This is a genomic window from Enterobacter sp. C6 (assembly GCF_008122455.1).
Taxonomy (GTDB): domain Bacteria; phylum Pseudomonadota; class Gammaproteobacteria; order Enterobacterales; family Enterobacteriaceae; genus Enterobacter; species Enterobacter pseudoroggenkampii.
The window spans coordinates 15,688-29,256 of sequence record NZ_QPFW01000204.1 but is presented as its reverse complement, the minus strand read 5'-3'; the positions used below and the strand labels follow the sequence as shown (position 1 = coordinate 29,256).

Sequence of the window (13,569 nt, the reverse complement as noted above, 5' to 3'; positions counted from 1 at the left end):
GCCCGCTTTCTGCCGTCACAACTGAACACAAGGAGCAACCATAATGGGTATCGATCTTTCCATTATCTGGTTTGTCATCATCGTCTTTGCCACGCTGATGTATATCGTCATGGACGGTTTTGATCTGGGGATCGGCATTCTGTTCCCGGCAACGCAAAACGCCGACGATCGCGACGTGATGGTCAACAGCGTCGCGCCGGTCTGGGACGGAAATGAGACCTGGCTGGTGCTCGGCGGAGCCGCCCTGTTCGGCGCGTTTCCGCTGGCCTATGCGGTCATCGTTGATGCCCTGACCATTCCGCTGACGTTAATGCTGATCGGACTTATTTTCCGCGGGGTAGCATTTGAGTTTCGCTTTAAAGCCACCCCGGCTCACCGTCCCTTCTGGGATAAGGCGTTTATAGGCGGTTCAATTCTGGCGACGTTTACCCAGGGCGTAACGGTAGGCGCCGTCATTAACGGCTTTGCCGTCACCGGTCGGGCCTATACCGGCGGCCCCTTTGACTGGTTTACCGCGTTTAACCTGTTTTGCGGCGCGGGGCTGGTGGTGACTTATGCGCTGTTAGGCTCTACCTGGCTGGTGATGAAAAGCGAAAACGCATTGCAGCAGCGGATGCGTGAGGTGTCGAAAACGCTGTTAATCGTGCTGCTGGCGTTTATTGCGGCGATCAGCCTCTGGACGCCGCTGGCGCAACCGGCCATCGCTGCGCGCTGGTTTACGCTGCCGAATCTGTTTTATCTGCTGCCCGTCCCGGCGCTGGTGGTGATTTTTAGCCTGTACCAGTGGCGCTGCCTGAATAATCCCGACAGCCATAGCCGTCCGTTTATTCTGACGCTGGGGCTGATCTTCCTCGGCTTTAGCGGGCTGGGGATCAGCATCTGGCCGCATATCATTCCACCGTCGATCACCCTGTGGCAGGCGGCCGCACCGACGCAAAGCCAGGGCTTTATGCTGGTCGGCGCGCTGTTGATCATTCCCGTTATTCTGGTCTACACCTTCTGGAGCTACTACGTATTTCGCGGCAAAGTTCAGCATGGGGAGGGTTATCACTGATGCAACAACCGGTCTGGAAAAGATTGCTGTGGCTGGCCATTATCTGGGGCGGCAGCGTACTGGCGCTGGCTGCTGTCAGTATGCTCTTCCGTATGCTGATGACGGCGGCAGGGTTTAAATCGCATTAACGTCATCCCGGGCAACCGCTGCGTTGCCCGGTACCTCCCCCCGCACTTTCAGATAAACCCCATTAACGCACGGCAGAGTATCGTTACACTTGAAAAAGATTCACAGTATTTATAGTTTGAGAAGAAAAATGAAAAAGCTCATTGCGTTAGGTGTTATTAGTCTTGTCCTTACCGGGTGCGTTAATCCGGGTAAAGCCTCCGTTCAGCCGGAGCAACTTCAGAACCACCGCTTTGTGCTGGAAAATGTAAACGGTAAGGCAGTGAAGAGTGCGACAACGCAACCTGAGATCGGTTTTAGCGCGCTGCCAGATATCAGCCTGGTTAATAACATCAGCGTTTCTGGCCAGATGTGTAACCGCTTCAACGGACAGGGGAAATTGTCCGAAGGCGAGCTTAAGGTTAAAACGCTGGCCATGACGCGCAAGCTATGTACTGAACCGCAGCTGAATGAGCTGGATCAGGCCATCGGCGACATGCTGCGCAAAGGGGCGCAGGTCGACCTGACTGAAGACCAGTTAACGCTGGCGACGGCCGATAAAACGCTGATGTTTAAGCGTGCAGAATAATCAGTAGTTACCGCAGCTTCCAACGGCAAGCGACTGTTCGCTACAGCGTTTGCCATTTGGCAAGGCGCACATCCCAATAGCAGAACCATCCAGCTGACGGGCGACGGACAGCGAACCGCCAATCATTGCGCAGTTGGCCTGACCTGAACTGGACATCGCCGCCTTCATTCCCGGCGCCACGTGGGCTGCCGTTGCCTGCTGAACGGGTTCACTGCTACATGCCGACAACAATAATGCGGCACACCCTAACCAAAATGCTGAGCGCATGCTCTCTCCCCCATGAATAATGCGAAACCTATGCATAATAGGCATCCCATCCCGTGTCGTCGAGAGCGAAAGTGCGTATTTATGCGCTTCAGAAACAATTTCTCGCAATTTTTTCGCCAAAAGATTGATCTACTCATTGATGGCGAGAATACCGAGGACACAAAAGCGAAAATCGTAAAATCACCCATTTGCTAGAATACACAGATAATATTCAGGGTTTGTTGCCGTAATACAGACCCCTATTTTTTGCGCAATGTAAGGGTGTTGTCCTATGCAAACTATTGACGGTAATGGTGCAGTTGCCTCAGTCGCGTTTCGCACCAGTGAAGTTATCGCCATCTACCCAATTACGCCAAGTTCTACCATGGCTGAGCAGGCGGACGCCTGGGCGGGTAACGGGTTAAAAAACGTCTGGGGCGATGTCCCGCGAGTGGTTGAAATGCAGTCGGAAGCCGGTGCGATTGCCACGGTGCACGGCGCGCTTCAGACCGGCGCGCTTTCCACGTCGTTTACCTCTTCTCAGGGATTGTTGTTAATGATCCCGACGCTGTACAAACTCGCCGGGCAACTGACCCCCTTCGTTCTGCACGTCGCGGCGCGTACCGTTGCCACCCACGCGCTCTCTATCTTTGGCGATCACTCTGACGTGATGGCCGTACGCCAGACCGGCTGCGCGATGCTGTGCGCCAGCAGCGTTCAGGAAGCTCAGGACTTTGCCTTAATTTCGCATATTGCCACGCTCAAAAGCCGCGTGCCGTTTATTCACTTCTTTGATGGTTTCCGCACCTCTCACGAAATCAACAAAATCGTCCCGCTGGCCGACGATACTATCCTGAATCTGCTTCCGCAGACGGACATCGACGCGCATCGCGCCCGGGCCCTTAACCCTGAACACCCGGTTATTCGCGGCACATCGGCGAACCCCGATACCTATTTCCAGTCCCGCGAGGCCACGAACCCGTGGTACAACGCGGTTTACGACCATGTTGAACAGGCGATGAATGACTTTTCCGCCGCGACCGGTCGGGAATACAAACCCTTTGAGTATTACGGCCATCCGCAGGCGGAACGGGTCATTGTGTTGATGGGCTCTGCCATCGGCACCTGCGAGGAAGTTGTTGACGAGCTGCTGACGCGCGGCGAAAAAGTTGGCGTGCTTAAAGTGCGTCTCTATCGGCCGTTCTCGGCGAAACATCTCCTCTCTGCGCTGCCGGAGAGCGCCCGTACCGTTGCGGTGCTCGATCGCACCAAGGAGCCGGGCGCCCAGGCGGAACCGCTGTATCTGGATGTGATGACTGCCCTGGCCGAGGCCTTTAATGATGGCGAACGTGAAACGCTGCCGCGCGTGATCGGGGGTCGCTATGGGTTATCGTCCAAGGAGTTTGGGCCGGACTGCGTGCTGGCGGTATTCAACGAGCTCAGCGAAGCGAAGCCCAAGCCGCGCTTTACCGTCGGCATTTATGATGATGTGACGAATCTGTCCCTGTCGTTGCCGGAAAACACCCTGCCCTCAACCGCTAAACTTGAGGCGCTGTTCTATGGTCTGGGCAGCGACGGCAGCGTCTCCGCAACCAAAAACAACATCAAAATCATCGGTAACTCCACGCCGTGGTACGCCCAGGGATACTTCGTCTATGACTCCAAGAAAGCCGGCGGTCTGACCGTTTCCCACCTGCGCGTGAGCGAACAGCCCATCCGCTCTGCGTATCTTATTTCTCAGGCTGATTTTGTTGGCTGTCACCAGCTGCAGTTTATCGATAAATACCAGATGGCCGAGCGCCTGAAGCCCGGCGGTATTTTCCTCCTGAATACTCCATACAGCGCGGACGAAGTCTGGGCGCGCCTGCCGCAGGAAGTGCAGGCGGTGCTGAACCAGAAAAAAGCCCGTTTCTATGTGGTTAACGCCGCAAAAATTGCCCGCGAGTGTGGCCTTGCTGCACGTATTAATACCGTAATGCAGATGGCCTTCTTCCATCTGACCAATATCCTGCCGGGCGACAGCGCGCTGGTAGAACTGCAGGGTGCGATTGCTAAAAGCTATAGTAGCAAGGGCCAGGAACTGGTCGAACGTAACTGGCAGGCGCTGGCGCTGGCGCGCGAGTCGCTGTTCGAAGTCCCGCTGCAGCCGGTCAATGCCGCAAGCCCGAACCGCCCTCCGGTGGTGTCCGATGCGGCGCCTGATTTCGTGAAGACCGTGACGGCGGCGATGCTGGCCGGGCTGGGCGATGCCCTGCCCGTCTCTGCGCTCCCGCCGGATGGCACCTGGCCAATGGGCACCACGCGCTGGGAAAAACGTAACATTGCCGAAGCGATCCCCATCTGGAAAGAAGAGCTGTGTACCCAGTGCAACCACTGCGTGGCGGCCTGCCCGCACTCTGCCATTCGTGCCAAGGTGGTTGCACCGGAAGAGATGGAAACCGCGCCGGCCAGCCTGCATTCGCTGGATGTGAAATCTCGGGATATGCGCGGACAGAAATACGTTCTGCAGGTCGCGCCGGAAGATTGCACCGGCTGTAACCTCTGCGTCGAGGTCTGTCCGGCGAAAGACAGGCAGAACCCGGAGATCAAAGCCATCAATATGATGTCGCGTCTGGAGCATGTTGAAGAGGAGAAGGTCAATTATGACTTCTTCCTGAATCTGCCGGAAATCGATCGCAGCAAACTGGAACGCATTGATATTCGCACTTCACAGCTGATCACGCCGCTGTTTGAATACTCCGGCGCCTGTTCAGGCTGCGGTGAAACACCGTATATCAAGCTGCTTACCCAGCTATACGGTGACAGGATGCTGATTGCCAACGCTACCGGCTGCTCATCTATCTATGGCGGTAACCTGCCCTCCACGCCGTACACCACTGACGCCAACGGTCGCGGTCCTGCGTGGGCAAACTCGCTGTTCGAGGACAACGCCGAATTTGGCCTGGGCTTCCGCCTGACCGTTGACCAGCACCGCGCACGCGTGATGCGCCTGCTGGAACAGTTTGCCGGGCAGATCCCCGCCGGGCTCAATGACGCGCTTCACGCGGACGCGACGCCAGAGGTACGTCGTGAGCAGGTTGCTGAGCTACGTCAGGCGCTTCAGGGCGTGGCGGGCGCTGAACAGCTGCTGACCGACGCAGACGCGCTGGTTGAAAAATCAATCTGGCTGATTGGCGGTGACGGCTGGGCTTACGACATAGGCTTTGGTGGACTGGATCACGTGTTGAGCCTGACCGAAAACGTCAATATCCTGGTTCTGGATACGCAGTGTTATTCCAACACCGGTGGTCAGGCGTCGAAAGCGACGCCGCTTGGCGCAGTCACGAAATTCGGTGAACACGGTAAACGCAAGGCGCGCAAAGATCTCGGTGTGAGCATGATGATGTACGGTCACGTTTACGTCGCGCAAATCTCGCTGGGTGCCCAGCTTAACCAGACGGTAAAAGCCATCCAGGAAGCGGAAGCGTATCCAGGCCCGTCGCTGATCATTGCCTACAGCCCTTGTGAAGAGCACGGCTACGATCTGGCACTCAGCCACGACCAGATGCGTCAGCTGACCGCGACCGGATTCTGGCCGCTGTACCGGTTCGACCCGCGCCGTGCGGACGAGGGTAAGTTACCGCTGGCGCTGGATTCACGTCCGCCGTCAGATGCCCTGGCCGAGACGTTGATGCAGGAACAACGCTTCCGTCGCCTTAACGCGCAGCAGCCGGAAGTGGCCGAACAGCTCTGGAAAGACGCCGCGGCCGATCTGCAAAAACGTTATGATTTCCTGGCGCAGCTAGCGGGTAAAGCCGAAAAATCGACCAGCGACTAGTTTCTCAGCCCGGCGTGTCCGGGCTTTTTTTTGCCATAAAAAAACCCGGTGTATTCACACCGGGCGGATCCAGATAATCAATAAATATCTATTTAGCTTCCTAAATATTATTCACGCGAATTATGGATAAATAATCTTAAAGGCATATAACGCCGCCAAGAATAGCTTAATTAACGCCTGATTAATAATTTTAATTTATTATGTTTTGCATTAAAACATTCATCAAACAGATGACCATTACCATTGATTTATTCGGTTTAGATTTTACTTAGTTCGTAACAATTATAATTTATTACTCTTACACAGGAGTGATTTAGCATGAGACAACTTTCTCACTCGGGAAGTTCAACAGGTAATTAAATAAAAACAACTGCAAAGGAATATCACAATGCAAAGAAAAGTACTGGCCCTGATGATTCCGGCTCTGTTAATGGCTGGCGCAACTCATGCAGCAGAGATTTATAATAAAGACGGCAACAAATTAGATCTGTACGGAAAAGTAGATGGTCTGCACTATTTCTCCGATGATAAAGGCGCTGACGGGGATCAAACCTATATGCGTCTGGGCTTCAAAGGCGAAACCCAGATCAACGACATGATGACCGGCTACGCACAGTGGGAATACAACATTCAGGCCAATAACACCGAAGGGTCTGATAACCAGTCCTGGACGCGTCTGGCCTTCGCTGGTGTGAAGGTGGGCGACTACGGTTCCTTTGATTACGGTCGTAACTATGGCGTGCTGTACGACGTTGAAGGCTGGACCGATATGTTGCCTGAGTTCGGCGGTGACTCCTACACTAAAGCCGACAACTTCATGACCGGCCGTGCCAACGGCGTGGCCACCTACCGTAACACCGATTTCTATGGTCTGGTGCAGGGTCTGAATTTTGCGCTGCAGTATCAGGGCAAAAATGAAGACGCCAGCAATAACCAGGAAGGCACCAACAACGGTCGCGACACGCGTCACGAGAACGGCGACGGCTTCGGTATCTCGACTACCTATGACTTCGGCATGGGCATTACTGCGGGTGCAGCCTACACCTCTTCTGACCGTACCAACGAGCAGGTGATGAATACCACCGCGGGCGGCGACAAAGCGGATGCATGGACTGCGGGCCTGAAATATGACGCCAATAACATCTACCTGGCGGCAATGTATTCTGAAACCCGCAATATGACGCCGTACGGTGATAACACCGACGCCGTGGCGAACAAAACCCAGAACTTCGAAGTGACCGCGCAGTACCAGTTCGACTTCGGCCTGCGTCCGACCCTTTCATACCTCCAGTCTAAAGGTAAGGATCTGGGCAACGGTCAGGGCGATCAGGATCTGGTTAAATACGCTGACGTAGGCGCGACCTACTACTTCAATAAAAACATGTCCACCTACGTTGATTACAAAATTAACCTGCTGGATGAAGATGACAGCTTCTATAAAAACAACGGCATCGGCACGGATGATGTCGTCGCGTTAGGTCTGGTTTACCAGTTCTGATTGCCAGAGCCCGCATTATGATGCGGGCTCGATTTTTTTGAAGTACGTCACAAAAGACAGTTTCAGAAAAGGGTTGGTTGAAGGTAAGTTGAAAGAAAACGGGTTAAACTCAGGTGATAGCCCTTTCGTCACTAAGGATAACAGCGTTGTTTGGTCGTGTATCCCTTGCCGTACTTGCCCTTTTAGCCTTGCTGTGGATGGCGTTAATTTTTGATTTTGCTGATATTGTCGGGCATCTCGGCGCTGTGTTAACCCACCTTGATGGCGGTTAACAGGGTTTCCTGGAAAATAAAAAGCCACCAGCAGTGCCGGTGGCGGATAAACGCACAGGTCGCGTTATTTTTTCACCGGTTGAGGTTTTTTATCACCTGATTCAGGTGCCTCTCGCGGATCGTCTTTTTCAACACAGAGCATAGTCTCTCCTGTATCAGATAACCATTCTCCACTATAGCCAGGCTGATTAAAGAGTGGCCAGGCGGCAATCATGCCTGCTCTTCCCCTTTCTCGCGAAAAGTGAGATAGCCAAATACTCCACTTTCCCCATCCGAGGGATGGTTTACCCCGTCCATTACCTTCACCTCAGAGAAATCGAACGGTGAGACGTTTTCAAAGCAGGCAACATTCACGCCGTATTCGTTTGGATTCGAACGCCGCTGATGGTACGTGTAGATCCCGCACACTGAGCAGAAGAAGTGCCGTGCCGTTCCCGTGTTAAAACGGTACTCCGTGAGCTTATCCTCACCTTTTGTCACGGTAATCCCTGACAGCGGCGCAGAGACGACGACCGCACCCCGCATGCGACAAAAAGAACAGCTGCAGCGCCGCGCGGTATTCAGGCCATCCGTTAGCGCAACGGTAAAGGCCACCGCACCGCAATGGCACTGCGCCTTACGACATTCAGTCATGGGCTATACCCCTTTTCTCACCAGCTCGGCGGCTTTCACGAAAACCTCGTCTTCTACACCATCGCCTTTTTGCCTGCCGAGCCTGACCAGCTCATCGACGATACTGTTGCGATGGATCGGTTTTTGCGCTGAAACCAGCCCAATGACGGCGGCCCCAATCGCCAGCCCCACTAATCCGGTTTGTTCATCTTTGTTTTTCATATTCATGCTCCTGATACAACAAACAAGCGTAGCAGGAATACGGTAAAACGGAATGCCAGACACATGCTCTGTGAATATTATTTAAACAGCTCAGACAGGTACGACTTCTAAAATCGACAGATACGAACGGGTGTCTATTATTTTGTTCAACTTCAGATTGCTCTGTTCAAACAAGGCCTGATACTCAGACTCTGTTCGTGCCCGTCCGCCATCAAAGCTCGTTAACAGAAGAAGGTCAATTTCAAATCGTCCCTGCTCATTATTTTCTTTTTTAATAAGCGGCTCAAAAATTAATAGCCGGGAGCTTTCTTTCATAGCCTTTCTGCAGCATTGAAGGATCTGAATGGCCTTCCCATCAGGCCAGTCCATCAAAATATATTTAAGCATGTAAATGTCCGCTACAGGACAGGCTTCAAAAAAGCTACCCTCAACGGTCTTCCATCGACAATTATCCTTTAACAGGTGCAGTCGATTCCGCTCAAGCACGTCTTTTTGATCGAAGAGGATCCCCGTTAAGGTCGGATTTCGACGTAAAACGGCCAACAATAAGTTACCCAGCCCACCGGCGATATCGGCAACGACAGCGTTTTGAGGGAACGAATAGCTATCTGCGATGACTTCATTCTCTACGGATGACATAGAGGCCATACCCGCATGAAAAATGTTGCTGTCAGTCATCGTGTCATCATGCTGCCAGTAGTCGTAAAAAGGCTTGCCAAACAAATCATTAAAAACAGGTTTGCCTTGCAATATTTCATCCATTTTAGCCGCTGGCTGCCAGAATGTTGGGTCTGTCAGCATGAGCACCGCCGCACGCAAGGAAAATTCATGCTCAGAACAGAGGAATTGTGCTGAATGGCTAAGACTGTATTCAGCTTCAGATAATTCGTTGAACACCCCGCGAGAGGACAATAAGCGCATGATCCGATGAAGATAGTCGCCATCGACACTAAGCTCCTCCGCCAGTTGCGTAACGGATTTTTTTCCTTCAACCAGACGATCTGCGACCCCTAATACCGCGACCGCCCGAAGTGCTGCCTGCCAGACAAAACCCATGCTTTGCTCTAACAGACACATTCCCTCTTTACGGCTTAGTAAATCCAGACTATTACGTTGCGACATTTTCTGCTCCTTACCAGTAAAGATGTGCTGAACAACTAAAACGCCGCTAGCAAGCGTAAGTCTGGTAGTGAGCTTTATCCATAATGTCAGAAAGGATTATTTGTGCGGTTTCGTACCGTTTAGCATACAGTCCATTTCAATACGTAAAAAAACAGGGCCACTTACTCCTTATTTTGATTAATAACACCACGACACTATTATTTCATAAATGATTACCATGATAGAAGTAATACCTGTCGCGAGACAGACATCATCGTTAGAATCTCGGTGCCAGCCCGTATTTTGGCGTTTTGATATTTGCCGCCCAAATTTTGATATCGTTTTGCAGGAGAATAGTGAAATCAGATTTCAAATGCGTCACCATGCCATTGACGCTGTCCGCATCCACCACTGAAAAATGTTCAATTCTGTTCTGCCCTATCTGAACACAATCATATTTGGCGGGCAGGATTTTACCATTCACATTTAGCGGAAGGTTATTATCACCACAAAGGCCTTCAGTAATATATGACACCAGCAAGTTAGCGGATTTTCGCCCTGGCTGAGAAACACTCACCATGACGGGAAAGCCTTCCGAGGTTTGTGTCATATCATAAAGGACCGCATTTTTGATATACCAGGTATTATATTCCCGTTCCTGAAAAGCAGACCAGGAAGGCGCAGAAAAGACAGACAGCACTGCCAGTATAATAGAATTTATTTTCATGGGATGTTGTCTTCCTTGTTGTTGCACGTATTATTCAGATTGTGCAAAAAACAGCAACCACTTAAGAATAGTCCTACTACTATTGGCAGTGATGGAGGATTAATTAACGACGTGCGATGCGCCCCATTTCTTCGTTCCGGACGTTTACCCGCGTTATTTATCCCGATTCATCGTTCGAATCGCTTCCAGACCGACACGCTGTCCAAATGACAGCTCTAACGTATTTCCATCGGGATCGGCAAAAAAGACATAGTAGCCGACGGGATCGCCTACGTTCTCAGGCGCTTTCCTTAGCACGCCTTCAGCCGTGGCCATCGCGGTTTTTCTGTCAATTTCTTCGCGGGTCGCGCAGGCAATACCCAGATGCCCGAAGCTACCCAGCGGCGTATCGGTCACGGTATCGGCCTGTACAAGAACCAGTGCAAAAGGACGAGTATGGTCGCTAAGCCATGCCACTTTTCTTGCATCAGGCATATCGGGTTCACGCAAATGAATGACCTCCATACCGGCATAGCGACGATAGAAGGCAATACTCTTTTCCAGGTCTCTGACCATAAACGCGACATGAGTGAAACCTACATCAATCTCTTTCATTTTAAGATGTTACTCCCTTATCAACGTGGTGCTGGCATCTTAAAAGCTCAAGTTAACTTGATGTCAATACGTTCATAAAGAAGAAACAGGAGAGAAATGGTAAAGCACCGCCATCATGCCGATGCTGACCACGACGCTCAAGAAAAAGTAGGTTTTGAAGGGCTGCTTTTGGGTTTTATGGCGAAAAAGCTGCTGGCCCACAATGGCGCCAGGCCAACCTCCTGTCACGCCAAATACCAGCAATGTAGCTTCCGGTACCCTGCGCATCCCTTTACGCGCCGCCATTTTATCAGCGCCATACAGAGCCAACGTCAGCACATTGATCAGCAGAAACCATATCACCACAGGATTCGAGGCCAGAAAGCTACCGATCGCAGCAAAGATTAGGAGTAAGTAACAAAAGCGATTGAGGGTCATAGCACAAGCCACCGGGTTGTTGAGCGGTTTTGGAAGAGGGAGTATACGCTATCTTAGAAATGTTTCAGGCTGAAACGCTGATTGCGGGTTAAACCTCATTCCACCCTCACTTTAACTTTTGGCTTCGACAAGAGAACTTTGAGCAGCTCCTTGAAAGGAAGAGGTTTATAGAAGAAAAAACCCTGTAAAAAACGGATATGATTGCGTGTGAGGTAATCAAGCTGCTCTTCTGTTTCAACACCTTCCGCCACGATACTTATTGAAAGTTTTTTTGCCAACTCCAGCACCGAATCCAGGATCAACGTTGAATCCTCATTCGCGTTAACTCTGGCAACAAAGCTTTGGTCGATTTTAATGTAATCAATATGCAGCGCTTGCAGATAGGATAGACCTGAGTATCCCGTACCAAAGTCATCCAGGGCAATAGCAAATCCGTTGTTATGCAGCTCATTCAGGGTCTTGACGAGATGTTCATCGATGTGGAGCGGTTCGCGCTCGGTCACCTCAACGACAAGATTAAGATCCTGTTGAATAAAACTGTGTTTGTAGTGGAGGCACTCTTCAACAAAGGTGGACGCAACGATATGAGAAGCGCTGAAGTTCATCCCTACGTGGAACCCTTCTGGCAGCAATGTTGAAATAGAATTCATCTGCTTTGCAACCTGTCTCATTAAACTTTGAGTTAATGGAATAATTAACCCTGATTTTTCAGCGAGAGGAATAAAGGACGCGGGAGAAATAAACCCCGATTGCGGATGCTTCCATCTGGCCAGCACTTCTACGCCACGCAAGGTGCCCTCTTTTCCGCTCACGACGGGTTGGTAATAGGGAATAATTTCATTTCTGTAGATGGCAGTACGCAGCGATTCCTCAGGCGAAATATCCTTAGAGAGATAACGCTGCAAAAGATAAGCAGGAAGAGAGGAAATGAGCAACAGAAATAACAACACCCCACCGGCCTGGTCGAATAATCTCGTCAGGCTAAACAGAGGCGGAGCGTTAAATTGAATCGCGAAAGGAAAATCAGCATCTTTTACCGTCAGTACATCTTTGTTCGAATGGGCTGCCGTCAACACATCGCCTGATTGGCCTAAGATACGATCGCCGACGTTCAGTGAATATCCCACGCCGCGTAATGGCATATTCAGCGCATCCCGGATATGGCTGTCACTGATGCTCACCATGATTCGGCTTCCGGCATGGTTTGTCTGGTATAAGAGAACCGGCAGGCCGTTGACCGTACTTTTCGCTGGAACGAGTAGTAACGATGCTGCAGGCAGCGCTGAGCCGTTAACCAACAACACGCGGTTTCCCGGTAAGGAGGAGCACCAGACCGCATCTTTTTTCAGAATAACGATCGTTCTCAGATGTGGTTGTAATGCCGCTTCAGTGCCGAGCCGATACTGTCCTTCAGCATCACACTCATTCTCAGCAAGCTGCATTGCAATCTGGGTCGCATGACGGGCTTCTTTAAGAATGACATTCATGTTCCGCACGACATAGTGCGCCCCTGCAAGGCTGTCAGTCCGAGCAGAATACCAAACCTGTAAATTTATGATAAAAACGCCCAGCAAAAATATTGCCGTGGCTGCAGCTACGGGGATAGATGCATGGCGCATTTAGGGTTCTCGATTAGAGTGAGGTAACCGCTTCAGCGATGCTGAAGCGATTGAATTGTCATCGTCTTAATCATGGTAGATAACATAATAATTACCATGTCAGGCGTCGAAAATTTTCATTCAGACCCGAATATTTGGTCTGCTCCCATGGCGCAATAAACGACATCATCAAGGGGAAAGATAAAAGGCCACCGAATGGCAGCCCTGCTGATACGTTTTCATTAATTTCAGGTAGACTGAGAGCCAGATCAAAACGACACCCTGACACTTCATCGCAAGCCGCTTAAAGCGAGGCCACTTCCGTTTCTGGTAAATCAATGATAACCAGTGTGCCAAAACTGCCTGTTTCGACAGTATGGGGAGTGCCAGCTTTGGCTACATAAAGTTGTCCAGACGTTACAGAGATTTTTTTATCCTTCACGCTCAGCTCCAGACGTCCATCAATGACCAGTAACCCCTCGTCATACTCATGAACCTCTTCAATCACTGAGCGTTCATCCATTCGTAAAACTTTGAGATTCGCAGTTCCAATGCGGCCTAATACATGAGAGTGCCAGGCCTCCGGTAATGCAAGTGCTTCGGTTTTGAGGTCATAAAGCGACATAACGTCATTCCTTTTGATGTTCGTTTAACGCTCTTATGCCATACAAGTTTCCTCCCGTCATAGAACAAATATGGAAAACCAGGACGAGTAAT

General features: G+C 51.1%; 16 protein-coding genes. 6 read left to right on the top strand and 10 right to left on the bottom strand.

Features of this window, described 5'->3' with window-relative positions; all coding sequences use genetic code 11:
* Positions 1 to 43 precede the first annotated feature (43 nt).
* The 3 genes from cydB (at position 44) to hslJ (ending at position 1,748) form a co-directional block, all read left to right on the top strand.
* On the top strand, positions 44 to 1,054 hold the full coding sequence (cydB, locus tag DOU50_RS09420; RefSeq protein WP_148769254.1) for a cytochrome d ubiquinol oxidase subunit II: 1,011 nt from the start codon (positions 44 to 46) through the stop codon (positions 1,052 to 1,054).
* Positions 1,054 to 1,182 (top strand): DUF2474 domain-containing protein, encoded by a 129-nt coding sequence (locus DOU50_RS09415; protein WP_008501283.1) that lies wholly within the window; start codon positions 1,054 to 1,056, stop codon positions 1,180 to 1,182. Before cydB ends, DOU50_RS09415 begins: the two co-directional genes overlap by 1 nt.
* A 128-nt stretch (positions 1,183 to 1,310) precedes the next feature.
* On the top strand, positions 1,311 to 1,748 hold the full coding sequence (hslJ, locus tag DOU50_RS09410) for a heat shock protein HslJ (RefSeq protein WP_048991967.1): 438 nt from the start codon (positions 1,311 to 1,313) through the stop codon (positions 1,746 to 1,748).
* Here the strand turns inward: hslJ and DOU50_RS09405 are convergent, their stop codons facing one another.
* Positions 1,749 to 2,015 carry a DUF333 domain-containing protein gene (locus DOU50_RS09405; RefSeq protein WP_024907232.1) on the bottom strand — a complete coding sequence of 89 codons (267 nt, stop codon included), beginning with the start codon at positions 2,013 to 2,015 and terminating at the stop codon, positions 1,749 to 1,751.
* Positions 2,016 to 2,286: 271 nt separating this feature from the next.
* Here DOU50_RS09405 and nifJ point away from each other — a divergent pair, with 271 nt between their 5' ends.
* The 3 genes from nifJ (at position 2,287) to DOU50_RS23945 (ending at position 7,581) form a co-directional block, all read left to right on the top strand.
* A complete protein-coding gene (nifJ, locus tag DOU50_RS09400) occupies positions 2,287 to 5,811 on the top strand; it encodes a pyruvate:ferredoxin (flavodoxin) oxidoreductase (protein WP_148769253.1) in 3,525 nt (1,174 codons plus the stop codon).
* 388 nt (positions 5,812 to 6,199) lie between these two features.
* Positions 6,200 to 7,309, top strand: a complete 1,110-nt coding sequence (ompC, locus tag DOU50_RS09395) for a porin OmpC (RefSeq protein WP_032647495.1) — start codon at positions 6,200 to 6,202, stop codon at positions 7,307 to 7,309.
* A 146-nt stretch (positions 7,310 to 7,455) separates the two neighbouring features.
* On the top strand, positions 7,456 to 7,581 hold the full coding sequence (locus tag DOU50_RS23945) for a hypothetical protein (protein ID WP_265589641.1): 126 nt from the start codon (positions 7,456 to 7,458) through the stop codon (positions 7,579 to 7,581).
* Positions 7,582 to 7,645: 64 nt separating this feature from the next.
* Here the strand turns inward: DOU50_RS23945 and DOU50_RS23830 are convergent, their stop codons facing one another.
* The 9 genes from DOU50_RS23830 to DOU50_RS09355 all read right to left on the bottom strand — a co-directional run bounded on the left by DOU50_RS23830 (position 7,646) and on the right by DOU50_RS09355 (position 13,477).
* Positions 7,646 to 7,723 carry a hypothetical protein gene (locus DOU50_RS23830; protein WP_223239581.1) on the bottom strand — a complete coding sequence of 26 codons (78 nt, stop codon included), beginning with the start codon at positions 7,721 to 7,723 and terminating at the stop codon, positions 7,646 to 7,648.
* 68 nt (positions 7,724 to 7,791) lie between these two features.
* Positions 7,792 to 8,214, bottom strand: coding sequence for a GFA family protein (locus DOU50_RS09390; RefSeq protein WP_148769252.1), 423 nt, complete (start codon positions 8,212 to 8,214; stop codon positions 7,792 to 7,794).
* Between the two features lie 3 nt (positions 8,215 to 8,217).
* A complete protein-coding gene (locus tag DOU50_RS09385) occupies positions 8,218 to 8,415 on the bottom strand; it encodes a hypothetical protein (RefSeq protein WP_023312007.1) in 198 nt (65 codons plus the stop codon).
* Positions 8,416 to 8,505: 90 nt separating this feature from the next.
* A complete protein-coding gene (locus DOU50_RS09380) occupies positions 8,506 to 9,537 on the bottom strand; it encodes a methyltransferase (protein WP_148769251.1) in 1,032 nt (343 codons plus the stop codon).
* Positions 9,538 to 9,793: 256 nt separating this feature from the next.
* A complete protein-coding gene (locus tag DOU50_RS09375) occupies positions 9,794 to 10,243 on the bottom strand; it encodes a hypothetical protein (protein ID WP_090416736.1) in 450 nt (149 codons plus the stop codon).
* Positions 10,244 to 10,396: 153 nt separating this feature from the next.
* A complete protein-coding gene (locus DOU50_RS09370; protein ID WP_024907226.1) occupies positions 10,397 to 10,837 on the bottom strand; it encodes a VOC family protein in 441 nt (146 codons plus the stop codon).
* A 72-nt stretch (positions 10,838 to 10,909) separates the two neighbouring features.
* Positions 10,910 to 11,254: a DUF1294 domain-containing protein gene (locus tag DOU50_RS09365; protein WP_148769250.1), complete on the bottom strand. Its 345-nt coding sequence runs from the start codon at positions 11,252 to 11,254 to the stop codon at positions 10,910 to 10,912.
* Between the two features lie 95 nt (positions 11,255 to 11,349).
* On the bottom strand, positions 11,350 to 12,873 hold the full coding sequence (locus DOU50_RS09360) for a cyclic diguanylate phosphodiesterase (protein ID WP_148769249.1): 1,524 nt from the start codon (positions 12,871 to 12,873) through the stop codon (positions 11,350 to 11,352).
* A gap of 283 nt (positions 12,874 to 13,156) precedes the next feature.
* Positions 13,157 to 13,477, bottom strand: coding sequence for a cupin domain-containing protein (locus DOU50_RS09355; RefSeq protein ID WP_061715029.1), 321 nt, complete (start codon positions 13,475 to 13,477; stop codon positions 13,157 to 13,159).
* Positions 13,478 to 13,569 lie beyond the last annotated feature (92 nt).